The organism is Vibrio brasiliensis LMG 20546, assembly GCF_000189255.1.
Lineage (GTDB): Bacteria > Pseudomonadota > Gammaproteobacteria > Enterobacterales > Vibrionaceae > Vibrio > Vibrio brasiliensis.
Map to the genome: position 1 here is coordinate 74910 of NZ_AEVS01000077.1, position 19971 is coordinate 94880.

A 19971-nucleotide genomic window follows, 5' to 3' on the forward strand; every position below is an offset into this window, starting at 1 on the left:
ACTCAAATGGACATAAAGCAACAAAATGTGACATTTGTTACGGTCGAGATGGAAATTAATGTTTATATTGAATGCAACTTAACCACTAACGTGAAGGAAGAAAAAATGTCGACGATTGGTTTTATTGGTCTAGGTCAAATGGGTACACCAATGGCTCTGAACCTAATCAAAGGTGGTCACACATTAAAAGTATTTGATATCAACCAGACTGCTGTTGAACAGTTGGTAGAGCAGGGTGCAGCGGCAGCTGTGTCTCCGGCAGATGCCGCTTTAGATTCTGAGTTTGTAGTAACCATGTTGCCAAATGGTGCGCTAGTTAAGAATGTGATTTTCGGCGAAGACGGTGTTACTTCTACCCTGGACAAAAACGCATTACTTATCGACATGTCGACGATTCACCCGCTTGAAACTGATGCTCTAATTAAGGAGATGACGAACCAAGGCTTTTCAATGATGGAAGCTCCTGTTGGCCGCACCTCAGAACATGCGGTTAAAGGCGAACTACTGATCATGGCCGGCGGCACAAAAGAGCAAGTTGAACGCGCTCAGCCATTGTTTGACTGCATGGGCAATGAGACGGTTGACTGTGGCGGTGCGGGTAAAGGCATTCGGGTCAAAATTATCAATAACTACATGAGTATTGCGCTGAACGCTTTGTCTGCAGAGGCAGCTACGCTATCTGAGGCTATTGGTCTTGAGTGGGAAACGGCAATGAAAGTAATGAGCGGAACGCCTGCAGGCAAAGGGCATTTCACTACTACATGGCCGGGTAAAGTATTGTCTGGTGACTTGTCTCCGGTATTCATGATTGATCTTGCTCACAAAGATCTAGGTATTGCACTAGACCTTGCAAACCAGGTTAATGTTCCTATGCCATGCGGCGCTGCATCTCGTGAACTATACAGTATCGCTCGTGCAGCAGGTCGCGGACGCCAGGACTGGACTGCCGTGCTGGAGCAGCTACGTGTAACGTCTGGCTTAGACCCAAAAGTCGGTTAGCTTGAAAATACACACAAGGGCAGCAATTTATTGATGTAAATTCAACAATATTTGACATTTTCATCATAAATTTTCGTTTTTAACCCTTTTGGGGTAGCTGCTCTTCCATCGAAAACCCTCTAGCCTTCTTTTGTTGTTGAATAAAGGAAGGCTTTTTATTCACTGTTCAATGCCGTCAATAGCTGATGCTAAACAACTCGTCAGTTAGTTTATATTTACCTTAAAGATTACAGATACTTGTTGCGCTAAAGCGTTTTAGCTAACGAATCTTGCTTGATGGTAATTGATGGAAACCTGTTCTAGATCAACACAATTTTTGCTCATTGCGTATGATGTTTGTACTCAGGTGTACGACATAATATCCAGTTATTATTTGTTATTGAGTGTTTTGTGATCGCGTGTACATTTGTGGTAATAAATGTCAATTAATGAACATGAAGTGTTATCTAGCTAACAGAAATTGACAAGTTCGATTGGTAACTTGTCTTTCAACGAAGCAAAAGTCATTAAGACAAAATTCATATAAAGGAACAAAGATAATGCCTTACGTATCTGGTAAAACAATGATTCAAGAAGCGTGGAAAAACGGTTACGCAATCGGCGCTTTTACCGCTCACAACCTTGAAACGATCAAAGCAGTATTACTCGCCGCAGAAGAAGAAAAGTCGCCAATCATGATCCAGATTGGCCAGAAAGCCATTAACGAAATGGGCATGAAGCCACTTCGTGACGCAGTCGATTCATTAATTCAGCATCATCAGATTACGGTCCCAATCTGTATTCACCTGGACCACAGCCGCAAGTTCGAACAGTGTATGGAAGCTGCGACTAGAGACTTCCAATCGCTGATGTTTGATGGATCTGCACTACCGTTTGAAGAAAACATCCGCATTACTAAAGCGGTGGTAGATGTAGCAAATGCACTTGGCTTAGGTGCCGAAGGTGAAATCGGTAAGATCGGTGGCACAGAAGACGATATCACTGTTGATGAAAAAGACGCGATGATCACCACTGTAGAAGAGGCTCTGGATTTCTCTGAACGCACAGGCGTGGACTACCTAGCGGTTTCTATTGGTACAGCACACGGTGTGTACAAAACCACACCTGAACTGAAGTTTGACCGTCTATCTGAAATTAAAGAAGCGGTTAAAAAACCTATCGTACTGCACGGCGGCTCAGGTGTACCTGATGATCAGGTGGTCGAAGCGGTTAAACGCGGCGTAGCCAAGATAAATGTAGATACTGAACTACGTCAGGGCTTTATCCACGGTGTTCAGGCGCATTGGAAAGAGAATGAAACGGACTACATTCTTGCTGATGTGATGAATACAGGTATTGCTTCTATGAAAGAAGTCGTACAGCACAAAATTCGCCTGTTTGGCTCAAACGGCAAAGCATAATAAAAACAACAACTAGGTTAACTACAGGGTGCCAGGCATCTGGCCCCTTTGACTCTCTAATCCAATAATGGTGATTCTATGTTAAGAGCCATCGAAAATGCGATAAACACGGTAACAACCCCTGTATCTAAGGTGTTGCGTCACGTAGCTGGCATTCTACTTCTGATAATGACGATTATCGTTGTTGCTCAAGTTTTGTTCCGTTATGTCCTCAATATTCCATTGAGCTGGACCGATGAAATGTCGCGATTTCTAATGATTTACATGACGTACCTGTGTCTGCCGTTTGTCTACCTGACGGATAAAAACATTGCGATGACGTTTGTTACTGAAATCCTAGAAAAGAAAGCGCCACGACTTTTTTCGTTCTTAGCTTTACTGGCGCACATTTCGGCAATTTTAGTGTTTGCTGTATGGATTAAGTTTGGTTGGAACTTCTTCCAAACCGGATCTGTAATGGCAGATAGTCTACCTATCCCAATGTTCTACGTTTACATCATTCCACCTGTAATGATGGGTGTGACCATCCTGTATGCACTACAAAAATGCGTAGCGTCTATTCGTGGCGTACTGGGTGATTTTGAAGATGTATCTCAAACAGCTAAGACAGCTGAATTGTTTGAAGCTCCTGCGGTTGAAGAAGCACCGGCAAAAGAGCCAAAGCAAACGCAGTCACTTGAACCAGAAGCTGCGGCTTAAGAGGGTGTTATAATGGTTTCTCCAATTTTCTTACTCTACTTTCTAATTCTATTAATCATCGGTGTTCCAGTACTGTTCACACTGGGCCTGTCACCTATGATTACTCTGTTCCAAAATGATCAGATGCTGTTCGCGAACATGCTGTACCAGCGTCTGTACTCGGGACTTGATAGCTTCCTGCTGTTAGCGCTACCTTTCTTTATGCTTGCGGGTGAATGTATGACTGCGGGCGGTATTACTCCTCGCATCATCGCTTTCGCTCAGACTATGGTGCAGCACCTGCGCGGCGGTCTTGGTCATGTGGTTATTCTTGCAGCTACCATTTTTGGCGCTCTGACAGGCTCTGCTGTTGCGGCTACATCAGCGATTGGCGGCATGCTGATCCCTGAAATGAAAAAATACAAATACGATACGGGTTACTCAGCAGCATTAACTGCAGCAGCTACGGTTCTGGGTAACATCATTCCTCCGTCGGGCATCATGCTTATCTACGCTTTCGTAATGAACACCTCGGTAGCGGCAATGTTCCTGGCCGGTGTAACACCAGGCATCATCTTCTGTCTTGGTCTGATGGTAATGAACCACTTCCAGATCCGTAAGTACCCAGATGTTCAGCCGATGGAACGAGCACCTGCAATGGAACGTAAGCAAGCATTTCGCTTGGCGATTCTTCCTTTGCTTACGCCAGTTATCATTCTAGGTGGTATCTACGGCGGTATCTTTACTCCGACTGAAGCAGCCGCTGTTGCAGTAGCCTATGCGATTGCTGTCTCACTGTTCATCATCAAGGTGACCAATACTAAAGCGACTTACGCTCTGTTCGCGAAAGTAGCTGTCAACGCAGCGTCAATCCTGATCATTGTGGCGGCAGCAAGTGGGTTTGCATCTCTGATCAGCCTGTCTGGTGTGTCGAACATGGTTGCTGACATCATGAACGGTATTACGGACAACCCTTACTTACTGTTTGCAATCATCAACGTTCTGCTTTTCATCATTGGTATGTTCCTCGATGCGGGCCCTGCGATTCTTATCTTCGCCCCAATCTTTGCACCAATCATGATTAACGCTGGCATCGATCCTGTTCACTTCGGTGTGGTGATGTGTGCAAACCTTTCTATCGGTCTAGCGACTCCGCCGATGGGATTGGTTCTGTTCGTGGCATCGGGGGTATCAAAGGTCTCTGTATCAGAAATCTCAAGAAAGATTGTTCCATTCCTAATCGTTGAGGCAGCACTGATTTTCGTAATCTCGTTCTTCCCTCAATTGGTTATCGGTCTGCCACAGATGTTCGGCATCATGTAACCAGCAATATAAGACAAATTACCAGCGGCATTTGGTTACCTCTCAGGTGCCGCTGTAGAAACTTCCCTACACAAGGTCAAAAATTATGAAAAAATCAATCCTTACTCTAGTGGCTTCTAGCGTGTTACTAGCAACGGGTGCAGTATCTGCAGCAACAGAATTTAACGTCGTTCACTTAACGTCACCGGAAAGCTATAACCATCAGTCGTTGCTGGTATTTAAGAATCACTTAGAGACACGTTCAAATGGTGAAATTAAGGTAAATATTTACGGTTCTGGTCAGCTATGTGGCTCAGGAAAAGAATGTATCGCTGGGGTTCAGGCAGGTATGTTTGACTATTTCCCAACCACAGTGTCTGAAATCGCATACTATTGGAAGCCAGCAGAATCTTTTGACCTACCATACCTTCTGCCAAATGACCGTGTAGCGGAGTGTGTTTACGGTAACGATGAATTTATGTCAGATGTTCGCCAAAACGTTATCAAAAAAGCACCAAATGTGCGCTTGATGATGGTGGCAAACTCAGGTGGCTGGCGAAACTTCGCGACCACCAAGAAGGCCATCAAGACACCTGCAGACGTCGAAGGTATGAAGATCCGTACTGTTCCAGCGAAAGTACAACAAGATCTTGTTAAGCAGTTGGATGGTTCACCAACACCGATCGCTTGGCCAGAGGTATACACAGCGCTTTCAACTGGTGTTGTGGAAGGTACAAAAAATGGCATCGTCGATATTGTACAAAGTCGATTCCACGAGAGTCTGGATTATCTGACTCTGGATGGTCATGCCTACATGGGCGGCGCGTGGTTGATGTCTGACATGAAGTTCAACTCACTTTCACCAGAGCTAAAGCGTGTAGTGCTTGATGCGATAGAAGCTCAGCAGCAGTACCTCAACTCGTATCCTAAGCACAACGAATACGCTTCGTACGAAGTATTTAAGCAATCAAACGGAACGATTTACAACCCAACAGTAGCTGAGAAAGAAGCCTTCAAAGCGGCCACTAAGCCAGTTATCGATAGCTGGGCTGCAGCAGCCAATGGAGAAGGTAAACAGTGGTTAGAACGTTTCCAAACGGAAATTAAAACGTGTGAAGCGCAAATCGAAGCGTCATACAACCTAACCATGTAATCAATACCCTGCGAAGGGTGTCAACTAGGCGCCCTTCCTAACAGGAGACAGTAAATGATTAATGATAAAGGCAATTTACAAGCTAAAGCACAGAAGATCCTTTGCGCTCTAGGCGGGATCAAAAATATTGAAGATGGCCAAATTGATAACTGTGCAACCCGCTTGCGCATTCAGGTCAAAGATATGGGTGCTGTAGACGAAAAACTGCTTCGTCGTCAGGGGGCTCTTGGTTTTATCCGCCTACCGGAAAATCAAATCCAGGTGGTGTTCTTTGATGTTCACAATCTGGCTGAAGAATTAAGAACGCAAGCGGTAGGTTAAGCCAATATCGCTCACTTATAGAATCAAAAACAAATTTATAAAGGTAACGTTGAAATGAAATGGATTAATACTCGTTCTCACAACTTTTGGTTAGAAACGGAAACTGACCGCATTTTCGAATTCGGGCGTAACTCAGTGGTACCGAACGGCTTCGGCTGGATTGGTAACAACGGCAAGGTTCGTGAAGAGATGGGTACTCGCCTTTGGATTACCGCGCGTATGCTTCACTGTTACGCTCTGGCGGCTCACATGGGGCGCCCGGGTGCATACGACTTGGTTGAACACGGTATTGCGGCACTTGAAGGTCCTCTGAAAGATAAAGAGCATGGTGGCTGGTTCGCGACTATCGACAACAAAGGCGAAGGCATCATGGATTCGTCTAAACAAGGCTACCAGCACGCATTTGTTCTGTTAGGTGCAGCAAGCGCGGTCACAACTGGCCACCCACGTGCCCAGGCGCTACTAGACGAAGCAATTAACGTCTATGAAAATCACTTTTGGGTTGAAGAGCGTCAAATGTGCTACGAGTCTTGGGATCAAGCCTGGACTGAAACCGAAGATTACCGTGGCGGCAACATGGCAATGCACTCGGTAGAAGCATTCCTGATTGTTTACGATGTAACAAAAGATAAGAAGTGGCTAGACCGTGCTCTGAACATCACTGAGTTTATGATCAACAAGACAGCCAAAGGTCTAAACTATCGTGTCAATGAACACTTTGACTCTGATTGGAAGCCTCTACCAGACTACAACAAAGAAACACCAGCAAGTCACTTCCGCGCATACGGTGGTACACCTGGCCACTGGATTGAGTGGGGACGTCTGATTTGCCACCTACGTGCAACACTACAAGAAATTGGTGCGCACTGCCCAGATTGGTTGCTAGAAGACGCAATTGGACTGTTCGACGCAACAGTAAGAGATGCATGGCACGTGGACGGTGCTCCGGGCTTTGTTTATTCAGTTGACTGGGAAGGCAAGCCTGTAGTTCGTGAACGTATCCGCTGGGCTCCGGTTGAGGCAATTGGTACTGCTTACGCACTCTACACAGTGACGGGCGACCAAAAGTACCAAGACTGGTACCGCACATGGTGGGATTACTGCCGTACTTACCTAATCGACTATGAAGGCTGCTCATGGTGGCAAGAGCTGGACGTAAACAACCAAGCAGGCACCAGCGTGGTTTGGGATGGCAAGCAAGACATCTACCATCTAATGCACTGTTTGGTGATTCCTCGACTACCACTGACTCCAGGCCTTGCACCAGCGTTGGCTAACGGTTTACTAGACTCAACTTGTAAATAAGGCACTCGGTCTAGATTAGAGCACCTCTGGCATGTCGAGGTGCTCACTTTTTAATTGAGCGTAATGTAACTAAGCTTTTCGTTACATTACGCGATTTTCCTACATCGATTCCCCAAAGAACTTACTTATAGGCTAAATATAAGCCGCAAACTCCCTTGAATATCAACAATATGGCTATGCATCGAGTTCAGCATGCATTAGAGTCAAACACACTTGCGTTATCAGGACACACACCAAGAAGATAGTTTAGAAATGAATTGTTAAAGCGTGTGTCCCTTCAATTTCAAATAAGGAGAAGCAATTGGTAGAACGGATGAGTTACCCAAATTTACCTCAAATCGCAGGGCCTTATGTTCATGCAACAAAGCACAATGGCACCCTCTATATATCAGGGTTAACAGCTTATGGTACTGACGCTCAACCTCTCGATATGGCAGCTTAGGCTAAGGAGGTGCTTAACCAGATCGCGCAGGTTGTTGAGCATGAAAAACGGTCAAAAAGCGACCTGATCAAACTGACGATTTTTGTGCGAGATATGTCGAAGCTAACCAGCTTTCGAGAGCTACTATTTGATTTCTACGATGGCTATTTACCAGCGTGCTCTCTTGTTGAGGTTTCGAAGCTGATTCATCCGGATTTACAAATTGAGATAGAAGCGGTTGTCGCGCTATAAGAACAACGTATTGGGTTGAATCAGCTCTGATGCTTAAGGCACAATTGCCAGTGAAAGACGTCGTTTTTTTATATACAAGGTTTTGTTTTTATTGGAGTATCGAAAATCATGGATGAAAGAAGTCAGGCTTATCTGGATCAGTATTTAAACTCATTGCCTGCAGAGCTTGCCGCACAGCACACCTCATTTAGTTCAGATTACTATTGTAATGACGAGTACAACGCCAACCTATGCGCTGATCTGATCCTTCGCGGTGAAAAACGTGCGTCCTGCAGTATGGAGTATTGGTATAGTCACGAAGGTGAGCCAATGCCTCAGATCGGCCATCTTCAAGTTGTGACTGACTGGCATGGAAATCCAGTCTGCATCGTTGAAATCAGTTCAGTAAGTACCTCTAGGTATTGTGATGTCAGCGCTGAGTTTGCTGCAGAAGAGGGGGAAGGAGACAAGTCTTTACAGTGGTGGCGAGAAGCGCACTGGGATTTCTTCAGCAAAGAATGCGCTGAGCTGGGGATTGAGCCAACGCAAGAGATGATGTTGGTGTTAGAACGTTTTAAAGTCGTTTATAAGTAAGCGGCGCGTAGTACGAGCTTACAACACATGCAACTTACAAGGATGGAGCAGGGAATGATCGTAAGGAACGCGACTAAGAAAGATGCAGGCAAGTTACTGGAGCTAATCGAGCTAAAAGCTGAATTTGACAGAAGTATGAAAGGCTTTAATGGCCAAATATCCACAACCGTAGAAAAGATAGAACGTACACTATTTGGAGATTATCCTTTTGCGCATGCTTTATTATTGGAGCGTGAGAGTGAAGTACTTGGTTTTGCCTTGTTCCACTATCGTTACTCGTCCTTTAGCGGCGAGCCATCAATGTGGCTCGATGACCTTTTAGTCGTCGGAGAGCAAAGGTCAAAAGGCTATGGACACAAGTTGATGCTGGCAATGAAAGCGCAGGCAGAGGCTTCATCGGTTTCACATATTGCCTGGACAGCAAGCCCGCATAATAAGAAAGCGCACGAGTTCTATACAAGATTAGGTGCCGAGATTGAACGCATGGACGGTCAGCGCCCCTATTTCCGTTGGCAAGTGAGCCAATAGCGAAAAACTATCGTATCAACAGTGACTTATTGGTTAGGTTTCTACGGAGTAAACCATGAAGAAATTATTATTGTGTATTGTCCTGTTGTCACTTGGCGGTTGTTTGGGTATGCCTCAAAGTGTTCAGCCTGTCAGCGACTTTAAGCTCGATAACTACCTGGGTAAGTGGTATGAAGTGGCTCGTTTAGATCACTCGTTTGAGCGCGGCCTGAGTGATGTTACGGCCGAATATGCTATGCGTCCTGATGGCGGCGTATCGGTAATCAACCGTGGTTACTCTGCAGAGAACAAAGAGTGGCAGCAGGCAGAAGGGAAAGCCTACTTCGTCAATAGCGAGAATGAAGGCTATTTGAAGGTGTCATTCTTTGGTCCTTTCTATGGCTCATACGTAGTGTTTGAACTTGAAAAACAAAACTATGACTACGCGTTTGTGTCTGGCCCGAATACCGATTATCTGTGGTTGCTGTCACGCAAACCGGACGTCAGCCCTGAAATCAAAGCAGAGTTTGAGCGATTAGCTAAGCGGTATGGCTTTGATGTGGACGAGCTTATTTACGTTGAGCACAATTAGAGTCTCCCCAAGCTTCAGTTTTAATCATTAGCGCTAGTTGAGCTGACTTTTAGTCACTCTATCAACATCCCATTTTTTGTCTTGAGCTGAGCAAATGCACTAGGATGCATTATATTGAATATTGTCTCTTACACTTTAGAGTTAGCCGTATGCTTAAACTGAAAATAGAAACTTTTTCAAACGACAGCGGAAACATTGAAGATACTTTAACGGTGCCGCTAGCTGTGGCTAAAACGTTGTTGAAGTTTCTGCCTGCTAATTTAGCAGCGAAGTTTGATGAAAATGGCGAGCAACTGCAGGATCTGGTGTCAGCCATCGCTGACGCTAAACAGCCGGGGATAATTCTAGAGTTTGATGACCAGGACGAGGATCAGCGAATCGTGTTCTCTGTCTGTTAGCTGTGACAGGGCGATAAAAATAAAAAGGCGTTTACAGTGCTAGGGAGAAAAAGATGGAATTTACAATCAATCGAATAAACACAGTAATGGGTATCTTCAGGTTGTCTGGCGAGTTGTTGGCTAAGTCTGAAGCAACAGCGATTCGCTACTCTAGTGCTGAGTTTATGGGCACCGACGGTTGGGTCGCAATTAACACCGAGACAGAAGTGGGTCTATCCATGCTCAATGAAATCAAAGCAGAAGTCATTGAGCATTTAACCGAGGGGTGCGATGCCGTTGGCTGAAGTGATGATTGAGCGTTAAATTGCTTCTTAAGGCCTATACGGCTTATGATTTACATTGTAAATAGCCTCAAGCACAGCTTGAGGCTATTTGTTATTTAAAACAGACTTCAGCCCAGCGTGCCAGCCCTGCGGTCACCGAACCAAAGTAGTTACCACTGACGACCTGAATATCAGGCAGGGTTTGTTGCACGGCGCTACGAAGAATTGGCGAGCGAGCAGAACCGCCGGTCATAAAGATCGCATCAGGTGTCACACCACCTTGCTCTACCGCTTCTTTTACCAGGTCTGCCATCTTCTGCTTTGGTGTCTCGATAGCGTTGGTCATATCTTCAAAGCTGATTTCCACTTCTAATTGTTCCGACAGAAGCTGCATGGTTGCGCGGTACTGAGGGTGATCAGAGAGGGCGATCTTGGCCTCTTCTGCCTGACGTACTAAGCGATAACCAAGGGTTTCATTAAACACTTCGATGAGGCGGAGCAGTTTCTCAGGTTCCTGAGCTTCTTTATGCAACAGCTTCAGCGTTGCCAGATTTGAACGGGAGTAGAAGTCTGCCTGTGCATCAACGCTGTTAATCGCAATCGGGTTCCAGAACTGAATGGTTGGCATGACGATGTCCGAAGTGGTTTTACTGCCCAGGCCAAATGGGGTCATCAGCTGTTTAAACGCCAGTGCGATATCGAGGTCGTTCCCCCCAACACGTTGACCGCTGTGCGCCAGAAGGCTTTGGGTACGATCAGATTTACCACGCCAGCCTGGACCCATTTCAATCAGGGAACAGTCGGTAGTACCCCCGCCAATATCAACGACAAGGATGGTTTTGTTTTCAGTCAGTGATGCTTCGTATTCCAGACCTGCGGCGACGGGTTCAAACTGAAATTCGATATTTTTAAAGCCTGCGCGAGTGGCTGCTTTACGCAGGATCTCTTCGGCCTGACGGTTAGCCGCTTCGCTGTCACGACCGTGGAAGTTCACAGGTCGACCAATGACTGTATCGGTGATGATTTGCTCGGCATCCTGCTCTGCATTGCGTTTGATGTTGTCCATCATGGCACAGACCAGATCTTCAAAGAAGCTTACCTGAACGTCGCGTAGACCAGATGCACCAAGGAATGATTTTGGTGATTTTACGTAATAGCTTTCGCTTGGATCTTGTAGATAGTGGTCTAGGGCAGCCTGACCAAAGACGACCTCTTCAGCGATAAACTCAACCCCCTCTTCGCGGTTAAGGTTGATCGCGCGGCGTAGAACCTGTTCACCTACCGAGTCGAGTGGCTTGATGTCGCGGAATTTGAATAGGTATTCCGCTACAGCCTCTCGAGTCGGTGCAGATAAGGTAGAAGGAATGTAAACACTGTTACCTTCCAGTTTGAGTAGCTTTGGCTCACCTTGCTCAATCTTAGCTACTGAGCAGTTTGCCGTCCCGTAGTCAAAGCCAATAAACATTCGAATCTCCTACCATCAAAAAAAGGTCGGCAATGTTACCGCAATGGTGTAGTGAATGCTATTGGCGGTTTTGTTAAAACTCAGGTTAAGTCATCTTTGCCTTCGACCAGAGCATGATGGCTGATTGAACCTTTCGTACGTGCTTTGAGATGGGGAGCATATTCAGGGTCGTTGATAAAGTCTAATGCAGACTGGCGACTTGGCCATTCGATAACGACTCGCAGTGCCGGGTTTTCCGCGTCACCTTCAACTCGTTCGTGACTGGCTGTACGAGCGAGATACTTACCACCATGTTTGGCGACCAACTGAGTTGCAGGGCCAATGTAATCGGGGATCCAGTCTGGGTTTGTTGGGGTTACCTCGATGACTGAGTAGTATTTTGACATGTGATTCTCCTCCTAGTGTTAGTAACAGCCTAGTCAAGAATCGTCCTGTCCGTACAATTGATTATCAACCTATTTGTGAAGGAAAAGCTAAGTGGCTCATCCTTGCTGAGTAGAACACTGAGCCACGAGAGTGCTGCTATGCCGATGCTTCCAGAGTATAAATCTGATCGAGGTTATCGAGGATAAAATCGATAAAGGCACGAATATGAGGCTTCGGGTACTGGGTTGTCTTATACAGAGCGTAGATTTCTCCACTGCGGTTCTCCCGATATGAAGCATGCCACTCTGGTAATAGGTGTACCAGTCTGCCTTGTTGCAGATAGGGTTTGACCATCCAGTCAGAGAGCAGTAATACGCCAGTGCCTTGTAGTGCTCCCCATAGAACAGGGGAGCCCCCTCTTGAACTTAGGTTGCCTGTGACCATCACCTGTTTGTTTACCTTACCGCGCTGAAAGTGCCAGTGACTTCGTTGACGTTTTTGGCTGATGAGTAAGCAGTTGTGGTCGGCCAGGTCGTCGGGTGCGGTGATCTCGGGATGGTTATTGAGGTAGTCAGGGGAAGCAACCAGCAGGGTTTGATTGGTCATCAGTTTTCGAGCTCGTAAACGGCTGTCTTTAGGTGAGCCGATACGGATGGCTATATCGATGTTTTCGCTGTTGAGATCGACGACGTTATTATCCAGTTCAAGCTCGACTTTGACTTTTGGGTATTGCTGCAAAAACTTAGGGATCAAAGGGGCTAGGAAGATATTGCCGAAACTCTCAAAGGCGGAGATGCGCAATAGCCCTTCCGGTTGACGATGGGTTTTCTTCATCTCTTCAACCAGAGTGTTAGCGTTGTCGAGCAGTGGCAGCGCCTGTTGGTGAAAGTACTGACCTTCTTCGGTGAGCAGAAGTTGTCGCGTGCTGCGCTTGAACAGTGTGGTTTTGAGTTGGGCTTCGAGGTTGTCTATGTTTCTCGCCACCGATGAAGGTGCCATGTTCAACACGCTGCCAGCCTGAGAAAAACTGCCTGACTCGACCACTTGATTAAAGATTCGGATTAGGTCTAACACTGTCGTACCTCGCCTTTGCGTTTTGTGCAAAACTGAATCGATTATGTTGGGTATTCTGCATAAATATAGATTGAATCACAATGGCTGTGACTTTTCGAACAATCACATAAAGGAACAGACTATGACTACACGAATCAATATTGCTCAAGTGGAACCCAAAGCGTTAACGGCGATGTTAAGCGTGGAGGGCTATGTAACTGAAGCGCGCTTGTCGGCGTCGCTTAAGAAGCTTATAAAGCTGCGTGCCTCGATAATTAACCAGTGCGCTTACTGTATTGAAATGCATGTGACCGAAGCGGAGAAGCTGGGTATTGATGCTAAAAAGCTGTTTGCTCTGGCGGCATGGAAGGAGTCGCCGCTGTTTGACGCTGAAGAGAGAGCGGTACTGGCGCTGACTGATGAAATGACACTGATTGCCAAAGGCGGAGTGTCTGATGAGGTTTACCAAGTCGCACGTGAATATCTTGGTGAGGAGTTGCTAGCGCAGGCGATGATGCAAGTGATTATGATCAATGCCTGGAACCGATTTGCGGTGGCAACAAAAATGACCCATGAGCAGTAAGCAGGTGGCAGGTTAAATAGCTTTCATCTATAATCCTTGCGCTTTTATCCGGGACACCCCAATTTCACTCTGGAAAGATTATGATTTCGAAAAACCAACTTAAATTACTTCGAGCTTTAGGCCAAAAGAAACAACGCAAGGCGCATGGTCTGTTTTTGGTCCAGGGTGAAAAGAATGTTCTTGAGTTGGCCAATAGCGAACTGACCGTAAAGCAGATTTTTGCTACGGGCGAGTTTCTGGCGCAGCATGCTCAGGAGCTAAGTGGCTTTGAGTGTATTGAGGCATCACTTGATGAACTGACTAAAGCGAGTACGCTGGTGAGTAACAATGCGGCGATTGCTGTGGTTGAGATCCCAAGTGTTGAAGTGCCAAAAGCGCAAGGTTTGATGATTGCTTTAGATGGTGTGTCTGATCCAGGCAACTTGGGTACCATTATTCGTGTCGCTGACTGGTATGGCATTAAACACATTGTTGCCAGCACTGATTGCGCTGACCCATATAACCCGAAAACCATCAGTGCGACTATGGGCAGTTTTGGTCGCGTGACGGTGAGTCAGCTTGATCTGCCTGCGTATCTTGAGCAAGCGAACCTGCCAGTTTATGGTGCGTTTTTAGAAGGCGAGAGTGTACATCGTACGGAGTTTTCTGCGCAGGGGATTTTACTGATGGGTAGTGAGTCTCACGGCGTCCGCGAGCAGGCAGCTAAGTTTGTGACAGATAAGATTACTATCCCCGCTTTTGGTGGCGCCGAGTCACTCAACGTTGCGATGGCGACGGGGATCATTCTCGATAACCTGCGTCGTCAGCACAGCTAAGACGCAGTTTTCGATTCAGCGAGGCAGTGGTCTCGCTGCTATTTCTCTAGCATGTCTAGCTTGTTAGGCACACCATTCCACTTTTCAGCTTCGTCCATGGCTGGTTTTACTTCAGTCTGAACTGGCCACAGCTCTGCTAACTCAGCATTCAATTGAATGTAGATAGTTTGATCATCAGGCACTTCGTCTTCCTGAAAGATCGCATGTGCATCACACTCGTCAACACACAGACCACAATCGATACACTCGATCGGGTTGATGACCATAAAATTTGGCCCTTCATGGAAGGCATCAGCAGGGCATACCGCGACACAGTCAGTATATTTACATTGGATACAGTTATCCGTTACCACAAACGCCATGACGATCCGCTCTTAAGTTAGTCAAAATTGAAGAATGGGGATAATACTCATCCCAAGCCAAAATTCAACATTCTGTGTAGCGAATCTTGGTCTAAATGAGTCCATCAAATTGATTTAGTATGACAGACAATTCAATTTCTCGTAAAATGCGCGCCATTGTGAGCTAGCCGTTCTCGGTCTGGCTAAGACACCTATGATTACGAGACATCAACATGATACGTTTAACTGAAATTAAGCTTCCTTTAGATCACGAGGAAGAGGCGTTAATCGCTGCGATTACAAAGAAACTTGGTATTTCTGCTGACCAGGTTATCTCTTTCAATATCTTCAGACGTGGCTACGATGCTCGTAAGAAAGCAAACATCCTACTTATCTATACTCTGGACGTTGTTGTTGAAAACGAACAGACACTTTTAGAGCAATTCGTTAGCGATCCGCATGTAAAACAGACGCCAGATATGGAATATAAGTTTGTTGCACAAGCACCTGAAAATCTGACGGAGCGTCCGGTTGTAATTGGTTTTGGTCCTTGTGGCCTATTTGCTGGTCTTGTTCTGGCGCAGATGGGTTTCAAACCAATCATTGTTGAACGCGGTAAAGAAGTTCGTGAGCGTACTAAAGACACCTTTGGTTTCTGGCGTAAGCGTACCCTTAACACTGAATCAAATGTACAGTTTGGTGAGGGCGGTGCGGGTACTTTCTCTGACGGTAAGCTATACAGCCAGGTGAAGGATCCAAACTTCTACGGTCGTAAAGTGATCACTGAGTTTGTTGAAGCTGGCGCGCCAGAAGAGATTCTGTACGTGAGCAAGCCGCATATCGGTACCTTTAAACTGGTTACCATGATCGAAAAAATGCGCGCGAAAATCATCGAACTGGGTGGCGAAATTCGTTTCAGCACTCGCGTTGATAATATCCATATGGATGGCGAGCAGATCACTGGTCTTACTCTGTCTAATGGTGAAGAGATTCACTCACGTTATGTGGTTCTGGCAGTTGGTCACAGTGCTCGTGATACGTTTGAAATGCTGCATGAACGCGGTGTCTACATGGAAGCGAAGCCTTTCTCAGTAGGATTCCGTATCGAACACAAACAGTCGATGATTGATGAAGCGCGCTTTGGTAAAAACGCGGGTAACCCAATTCTTGGCGCAGCAGACTACAAACTGGTTCACCACTGTAAGAATGGTCGTACTGTATACAGCTTCTGTATGTGTCCGGGCGGAACTGTTGTTGCAGCAACCTCTGAAGAAGGCCGCGTTGTAACTAACGGCATGAGTCAATACTCTCGTGCGGAGCGTAACGCGAACAGTGCTATCGTGGTTGGCATTGACCCTGAGCGTGATTACCCGGGAGACCCTCTGGCTGGTATTCGTTTCCAACGTGAACTGGAATCAGGAGCTTACGTACTAGGCGGTGAAAACTATGACGCACCAGCGCAGAAGATCGGTGACTTCCTCAAAGGTCGCGATCCAAGCCAGATTGGTGATGTTGAGCCTTCATTTACTCCTGGTATCAAACTGACAGATATTTCTAAGGCTCTGCCAGACTTTGCGATTGAAGCGATTCGCGAAGCGATTCCTGCGTTTGATAAGAAGATCAAAGGTTTTGCTTCTGACGATGGTTTACTGACCGGTGTTGAGACTCGAACGTCTTCTCCAGTTTGTATCAAGCGTGGTAAAGACTTCCAAAGCGTTAACCTGAAAGGCTTCTTCCCTGCGGGCGAAGGTGCTGGTTACGCGGGTGGTATCTTATCTGCAGGTATCGACGGCATCAAAGTTGCTGAAGCTCTAGCAAAAGCTATGGTTGCTGACGCTGAAAACGCTTAACCCCAACCTCTAAGCGAAAGACATTAAGGCTCTTCAGTGTGAAGGGCCTTTTTTGTGCCGGCTTATTAGAGGGACAGGCACCTTAAGTACTTGGCTCTCTACTCTATTTTGAGGGGACATACATCACTACGAATAGCTTTATCGGGACATGCACCAGAGCGAAGACAGCTATACGTAGTGAAAATAATCTTGCTAGTGGACTCTATACGTTCGATTCCAGACAAATTTCAATGTTAAGGCTGATTTTAGCGAAGATTGAGCTTTTTGGAGGTATTTGAGGGATCGAGAAGCGCTAACCCCGTCATGTTTGGTTAGAATTTATAGTTCTGAACTAGGAAACTAGCAGTCCAATCGAAATAAATTGATGCGTTTTCGATTGAATACACGTCTGGCGATCATTGCGCTCTTTATACAGCCTACACTGGTAGTGCGGGGACGTTCTAATTCTGTACAAGCTTTAAGCCAGTTTAGCTGGTTGATGTTAAGGCGCTCTAGTATTGGTGGTGTATTTTCACTTAACTGAGCTTTGTCTTCTCGACACTGACGTGCGCTCCAATCAACTAACTCAATATAGTCGATGAGCCGGAAAGGAATGCCATCGAGTTGAGAATGGGCTGAATTGCCTATAAATGGATGGAGGCAAGGAGCAGTTTCTTGTTGATTGTTCAATGCCTCTATTCTCGCCTGAATCGATGTATAGTCTGAGGCCTCTGGCGTCTTCGCTATCCCTGCTCTCAATGGATTTAGATCGACATACGCCATGGCAGCTGCAAGTGCTTTCTCATCAAGCAGGGCCTGACTTTTAAAACGACTTTCCCAAAAATGACCTTTGCACTCATCTTCTCGGTTGGCTTGGCAGGCAATGTCAAAGTTGAGCTCTTTCATAAACCAACTTAGGCTCCATAATCGTTCTCGCCAGGACTCAATAATGGCCATGCAGGCTTCAATTTCAGTATTGCTGGTGAGTTGCCCTTCTATCCATCTCGCCACTAAACTTGGTAGTTTGTGGTCTTGCTTCCAACGTTCAACTACCTCTCGACTTGATAAGCTTAGAGCCTTTGAGCGATTGATATGAACAACCAAATGGTAGTGGTTAGTCATGATGGCGTAGGCGCAGATATCAATGCAATAGACTTGCGTAAGTGCCAGCATCTTTCGTTTAATCCAGTCTCGTCGATGCTGATAACTTTGCTGGGTAACGGGGTCTTTCCCACAGAGAAAACTTCGTCGGACACAGCGAGAGACGCAATGATAATAAGGTGTAGCATCGACACACAGTTGGTGTTTTCTAGCGGTTGTCATCTTTTCGTCCAAGCGGTGAGTTATCCACTTAGGTTAAGAAAGACATTAATACGCAGCAATCTGGAATGATTCAACCTTCCACCGAGGTATCAACAACTCATACCATTTTCATCCTTTATGGTGTGTGTCCTTCTAAGAAAGCGGGTGTTTACGGAGCCTGTCCCGATAAGAAAAAGCGAGCCGTTTGGGGCTCGCTATATAATCATTAACTTTCCATGACCAGACTGTCTTCTGTAGGCTCTATCTCAGGCGCTGCCAGGAGTGCTTCTCTTAGGTTTTTCAGCGAAACAGGTAAATCGTTTCTATAAAACCCAGGGGTAAAACCATCGGGTCTCGGAGGCAAAGAGTGGATAAAACGACCTACAATGTCTTTTGTTGATTCGCTGATTTCTTCTTCGTTGATGAGTCTTGGGAAGACATTTTCGTTGATGATACTAAGTAAATCGCCAATCACTTGCGAGTAGCTAGCTACGTTCTCGCTGGTGACCGACTGATAGACGAAGTAGTAGTTTGCCACACGAAAAAGTGCATCTCCCTGTTTTTGAGAAATGCACCCTGAATCGACCATGACGCTGATGTCATCTTTTAATCTCAACTTGAGCTTATCGACTTGTACAGAAAGTGTCTTTTTGGTGATAATTTCTTCTTTTTGACGTTGATTGACATGAAAGAAATAGAAGGTGAGAAGCAAAAGTAACACGATAAGTAGTGCTACGATGATAAAAACAAGCATAGAGAACCGAGCAGAATGAGACTTATAATGATGAAACGTAAGCAAAGTTTATAGAATACCTCTATGGTAATCAAAACATAGTCTTGTATTTATGACTGGTCGCTCATCTGGGTGATAACTTTGTTATTTTCATCGCATTTCGCTACTGTTACCAGTGCTGTTCAAGTGACAACACTGGCTAAAGACACCCTATCAACAACCTCGAAGACATCATTATTATGGTGTGTGTCCTCTTAAAACTCTTAAAAACTTCCTCCTAAAACAGTTCTTATTCGAATGTCCAAGAGAAGCCTGAGCTGTAGCTGCCATTTGGGCTAGATTTGAAGTAACTCTTCACGTTGCCTCCATCAAATTCTTTAACGTAGCAATCTGTGCTGCCATAACCACTGGTTAATCCATTGTCTCCGAATGGGCGACTTGTGGCTTCCTGACAGTCATCGTAATAATAGCCTTGGTCGCCAGGCACAAAGTTTTTCTTATGAGTAGAGTTCATTGAAGACATTATATCGTTGTGGATTTCAATGCTTTTAGCAAACAGGTCATCAGCAGAAGCTGACGCAGAGAAGAGTATTAGTGCGGCACTAATGACACGATATTTTGAAAGCATAAAGACCTCAATTTGTTCAATGATTTGGTGATAATTGATTATTAAATTATATCCTTACCGTGTGTTTTTCAATAATTAATTATCGTAAAACGATAATTAATTATTGTCATTTTGGTTTTAGAACACTACTATACAATCAAATTATTGATTATCGAGGTTAGATATGTCGCAGCACTCTATTAGCACTTTTAGTCGTAAGTTGCTTATTTTGTTCTGGTTTTCATTCGTTTTTGTTGCCGCGTTCGATACCACTTTATGGTTTAGCGTAACTTTGTTTAATGTACATTGGATTGACGCCAGCTTTCCTGTTGAGGTTGAACTGCCTTTATCGCTGACACGTTCATTGGTCGCCTACATCCCAAGTATGTTCTCTGCCTTTTTGACCATGGCGCTGTTGTGGCAACTAATTTCACTGTTTGGCTTGTACGAGAAAGGACAAATTTTCGAACAGAAAAATGCACAGTGTTACAAGAAACTCAGCTATCTGTTGATCGCAACGCCTTTTATTAGTGCAATCAGTGAATTACTTCTTAGTATTGCTTTATCGTACAATGGAGATGAATGGTACTTCTCAATAAGCGTTGATGATGTGGACGTTACTATGATGGTGATCGGACTGATTGTTCGTGTCATTGCAGTGGTAATGGAAAGAGCAGCAGAACTGCAACAAGAGAGTGAGTTAACAATTTAAG

23 protein-coding genes and 1 pseudogene are annotated in these 19971 nt (G+C 45.4%); 17 read left to right on the top strand and 7 right to left on the bottom strand.

Annotated features, from left to right (window positions below):
• Nucleotides 1–105: 105 nt before the first annotated feature.
• From yihU to RH46_RS14730, 13 genes and pseudogenes are all read left to right on the top strand, one after another.
• Nucleotides 106–999, top strand: a complete 894-nt coding sequence (gene yihU / locus RH46_RS14670) for a sulfolactaldehyde 3-reductase (RefSeq protein ID WP_006880285.1) — start codon at nt 106–108, stop codon at nt 997–999.
• 539 nt (nt 1000–1538) lie between these two features.
• Nucleotides 1539–2399, top strand: coding sequence for a class II fructose-bisphosphate aldolase (locus RH46_RS14675; protein WP_006880286.1), 861 nt, complete (start codon nt 1539–1541; stop codon nt 2397–2399).
• Between the two features lie 78 nt (nt 2400–2477).
• Nucleotides 2478–3098 (top strand): TRAP transporter small permease, encoded by a 621-nt coding sequence (locus tag RH46_RS14680; protein ID WP_006880287.1) that lies wholly within the window; start codon nt 2478–2480, stop codon nt 3096–3098.
• A gap of 12 nt (nt 3099–3110) precedes the next feature.
• Nucleotides 3111–4400: a TRAP transporter large permease gene (locus RH46_RS14685; RefSeq protein ID WP_006880288.1), complete on the top strand. Its 1290-nt coding sequence runs from the start codon at nt 3111–3113 to the stop codon at nt 4398–4400.
• Between the two features lie 85 nt (nt 4401–4485).
• Nucleotides 4486–5532, top strand: a complete 1047-nt coding sequence (locus RH46_RS14690) for a TRAP transporter substrate-binding protein (protein WP_006880289.1) — start codon at nt 4486–4488, stop codon at nt 5530–5532.
• A gap of 54 nt (nt 5533–5586) precedes the next feature.
• Nucleotides 5587–5853, top strand: coding sequence for a PTS sugar transporter subunit IIB (locus tag RH46_RS14695; RefSeq protein WP_006880290.1), 267 nt, complete (start codon nt 5587–5589; stop codon nt 5851–5853).
• A 54-nt stretch (nt 5854–5907) separates the two neighbouring features.
• On the top strand, nt 5908–7158 hold the full coding sequence (locus RH46_RS14700; RefSeq protein WP_006880291.1) for an AGE family epimerase/isomerase: 1251 nt from the start codon (nt 5908–5910) through the stop codon (nt 7156–7158).
• A gap of 301 nt (nt 7159–7459) precedes the next feature.
• A pseudogene (locus RH46_RS14705) lies at nt 7460–7831 on the top strand (RidA family protein).
• Nucleotides 7832–7939: 108 nt separating this feature from the next.
• The gene (locus RH46_RS14710) at nt 7940–8404 is read left to right on the top strand and encodes an ASCH domain-containing protein (protein ID WP_006880293.1); all 465 of its coding nucleotides are present in this window, start codon (nt 7940–7942) and stop codon (nt 8402–8404) included.
• Nucleotides 8405–8446: 42 nt separating this feature from the next.
• Entirely contained in the window at nt 8447–8932 is a 486-nt protein-coding gene (locus tag RH46_RS14715) for a GNAT family N-acetyltransferase (RefSeq protein ID WP_040895976.1), read from the top strand.
• A 55-nt stretch (nt 8933–8987) separates the two neighbouring features.
• The gene (locus tag RH46_RS14720) at nt 8988–9503 is read left to right on the top strand and encodes a lipocalin family protein (RefSeq protein ID WP_006880295.1); all 516 of its coding nucleotides are present in this window, start codon (nt 8988–8990) and stop codon (nt 9501–9503) included.
• 149 nt (nt 9504–9652) lie between these two features.
• Entirely contained in the window at nt 9653–9901 is a 249-nt protein-coding gene (locus tag RH46_RS14725) for a hypothetical protein (RefSeq protein WP_006880296.1), read from the top strand.
• Between the two features lie 53 nt (nt 9902–9954).
• Complete coding sequence (locus RH46_RS14730; RefSeq protein ID WP_006880297.1) at nt 9955–10185, top strand: hypothetical protein; 231 nt, start codon at nt 9955–9957, stop codon at nt 10183–10185.
• A 91-nt stretch (nt 10186–10276) separates the two neighbouring features.
• Here RH46_RS14730 and yegD read toward each other — a convergent pair whose 3' ends face one another.
• From yegD to RH46_RS14745, 3 genes are all read right to left on the bottom strand, one after another.
• Nucleotides 10277–11629: a molecular chaperone gene (gene yegD, locus RH46_RS14735; RefSeq protein ID WP_006880298.1), complete on the bottom strand. Its 1353-nt coding sequence runs from the start codon at nt 11627–11629 to the stop codon at nt 10277–10279.
• 80 nt (nt 11630–11709) lie between these two features.
• Nucleotides 11710–12015, bottom strand: a complete 306-nt coding sequence (locus tag RH46_RS14740) for a DUF1330 domain-containing protein (RefSeq protein WP_006880299.1) — start codon at nt 12013–12015, stop codon at nt 11710–11712.
• Nucleotides 12016–12151: 136 nt separating this feature from the next.
• Nucleotides 12152–13069 carry a LysR family transcriptional regulator gene (locus tag RH46_RS14745; RefSeq protein WP_006880300.1) on the bottom strand — a complete coding sequence of 306 codons (918 nt, stop codon included), beginning with the start codon at nt 13067–13069 and terminating at the stop codon, nt 12152–12154.
• Nucleotides 13070–13190: 121 nt separating this feature from the next.
• Here RH46_RS14745 and RH46_RS14750 point away from each other — a divergent pair, with 121 nt between their 5' ends.
• Complete coding sequence (locus RH46_RS14750) at nt 13191–13631, top strand: carboxymuconolactone decarboxylase family protein (protein WP_006880301.1); 441 nt, start codon at nt 13191–13193, stop codon at nt 13629–13631.
• 80 nt (nt 13632–13711) lie between these two features.
• Nucleotides 13712–14446 carry an RNA methyltransferase gene (locus RH46_RS14755; protein WP_006880302.1) on the top strand — a complete coding sequence of 245 codons (735 nt, stop codon included), beginning with the start codon at nt 13712–13714 and terminating at the stop codon, nt 14444–14446.
• A 38-nt stretch (nt 14447–14484) separates the two neighbouring features.
• Here the strand turns inward: RH46_RS14755 and fdxA are convergent, their stop codons facing one another.
• Nucleotides 14485–14808 (bottom strand): ferredoxin FdxA, encoded by a 324-nt coding sequence (fdxA, locus tag RH46_RS14760; RefSeq protein WP_006880303.1) that lies wholly within the window; start codon nt 14806–14808, stop codon nt 14485–14487.
• Between the two features lie 212 nt (nt 14809–15020).
• Between fdxA and RH46_RS14765 the strand changes: the two genes are divergently transcribed.
• Nucleotides 15021–16637 (top strand): NAD(P)/FAD-dependent oxidoreductase, encoded by a 1617-nt coding sequence (locus tag RH46_RS14765; protein WP_006880304.1) that lies wholly within the window; start codon nt 15021–15023, stop codon nt 16635–16637.
• A 339-nt stretch (nt 16638–16976) separates the two neighbouring features.
• On the opposite strand, the gene RH46_RS14770 is transcribed toward RH46_RS14765, so the two are convergent.
• From RH46_RS14770 to RH46_RS14780, 3 genes are all read right to left on the bottom strand, one after another.
• Nucleotides 16977–17789, bottom strand: a complete 813-nt coding sequence (locus RH46_RS14770; RefSeq protein ID WP_006880305.1) for a hypothetical protein — start codon at nt 17787–17789, stop codon at nt 16977–16979.
• 355 nt (nt 17790–18144) lie between these two features.
• Complete coding sequence (locus tag RH46_RS14775; RefSeq protein ID WP_006880306.1) at nt 18145–18672, bottom strand: hypothetical protein; 528 nt, start codon at nt 18670–18672, stop codon at nt 18145–18147.
• Between the two features lie 268 nt (nt 18673–18940).
• Entirely contained in the window at nt 18941–19279 is a 339-nt protein-coding gene (locus RH46_RS14780; protein WP_006880307.1) for a hypothetical protein, read from the bottom strand.
• 163 nt (nt 19280–19442) lie between these two features.
• On the opposite strand from RH46_RS14780, the gene RH46_RS14785 reads away from it, so the two are divergent.
• Nucleotides 19443–19970, top strand: a complete 528-nt coding sequence (locus tag RH46_RS14785) for a DUF2975 domain-containing protein (RefSeq protein ID WP_006880308.1) — start codon at nt 19443–19445, stop codon at nt 19968–19970.
• The last annotated feature ends 1 nt before the right edge of the window (nt 19971 follow it).

Coding starts and splice junctions, on each gene's coding strand:
- yihU (WP_006880285.1), top strand. CDS start 106: ATGTCGACGATTGGTTTTATTGGTCTAGGTCAAATGGGTACACCAATG.
- RH46_RS14675 (WP_006880286.1), top strand. CDS start 1,539: ATGCCTTACGTATCTGGTAAAACAATGATTCAAGAAGCGTGGAAAAAC.
- RH46_RS14680 (WP_006880287.1), top strand. CDS start 2,478: ATGTTAAGAGCCATCGAAAATGCGATAAACACGGTAACAACCCCTGTA.
- RH46_RS14685 (WP_006880288.1), top strand. CDS start 3,111: ATGGTTTCTCCAATTTTCTTACTCTACTTTCTAATTCTATTAATCATC.
- RH46_RS14690 (WP_006880289.1), top strand. CDS start 4,486: ATGAAAAAATCAATCCTTACTCTAGTGGCTTCTAGCGTGTTACTAGCA.
- RH46_RS14695 (WP_006880290.1), top strand. CDS start 5,587: ATGATTAATGATAAAGGCAATTTACAAGCTAAAGCACAGAAGATCCTT.
- RH46_RS14700 (WP_006880291.1), top strand. CDS start 5,908: ATGAAATGGATTAATACTCGTTCTCACAACTTTTGGTTAGAAACGGAA.
- RH46_RS14710 (WP_006880293.1), top strand. CDS start 7,940: ATGGATGAAAGAAGTCAGGCTTATCTGGATCAGTATTTAAACTCATTG.
- RH46_RS14715 (WP_040895976.1), top strand. CDS start 8,447: ATGGAGCAGGGAATGATCGTAAGGAACGCGACTAAGAAAGATGCAGGC.
- RH46_RS14720 (WP_006880295.1), top strand. CDS start 8,988: ATGAAGAAATTATTATTGTGTATTGTCCTGTTGTCACTTGGCGGTTGT.
- RH46_RS14725 (WP_006880296.1), top strand. CDS start 9,653: ATGCTTAAACTGAAAATAGAAACTTTTTCAAACGACAGCGGAAACATT.
- RH46_RS14730 (WP_006880297.1), top strand. CDS start 9,955: ATGGAATTTACAATCAATCGAATAAACACAGTAATGGGTATCTTCAGG.
- yegD (WP_006880298.1), bottom strand. CDS start 11,629: ATGTTTATTGGCTTTGACTACGGGACGGCAAACTGCTCAGTAGCTAAG.
- RH46_RS14740 (WP_006880299.1), bottom strand. CDS start 12,015: ATGTCAAAATACTACTCAGTCATCGAGGTAACCCCAACAAACCCAGAC.
- RH46_RS14750 (WP_006880301.1), top strand. CDS start 13,191: ATGACTACACGAATCAATATTGCTCAAGTGGAACCCAAAGCGTTAACG.
- RH46_RS14755 (WP_006880302.1), top strand. CDS start 13,712: ATGATTTCGAAAAACCAACTTAAATTACTTCGAGCTTTAGGCCAAAAG.
- fdxA (WP_006880303.1), bottom strand. CDS start 14,808: ATGGCGTTTGTGGTAACGGATAACTGTATCCAATGTAAATATACTGAC.
- RH46_RS14765 (WP_006880304.1), top strand. CDS start 15,021: ATGATACGTTTAACTGAAATTAAGCTTCCTTTAGATCACGAGGAAGAG.
- RH46_RS14770 (WP_006880305.1), bottom strand. CDS start 17,789: ATGCTGGCACTTACGCAAGTCTATTGCATTGATATCTGCGCCTACGCC.
- RH46_RS14775 (WP_006880306.1), bottom strand. CDS start 18,672: ATGCTTGTTTTTATCATCGTAGCACTACTTATCGTGTTACTTTTGCTT.
- RH46_RS14780 (WP_006880307.1), bottom strand. CDS start 19,279: ATGCTTTCAAAATATCGTGTCATTAGTGCCGCACTAATACTCTTCTCT.
- RH46_RS14785 (WP_006880308.1), top strand. CDS start 19,443: ATGTCGCAGCACTCTATTAGCACTTTTAGTCGTAAGTTGCTTATTTTG.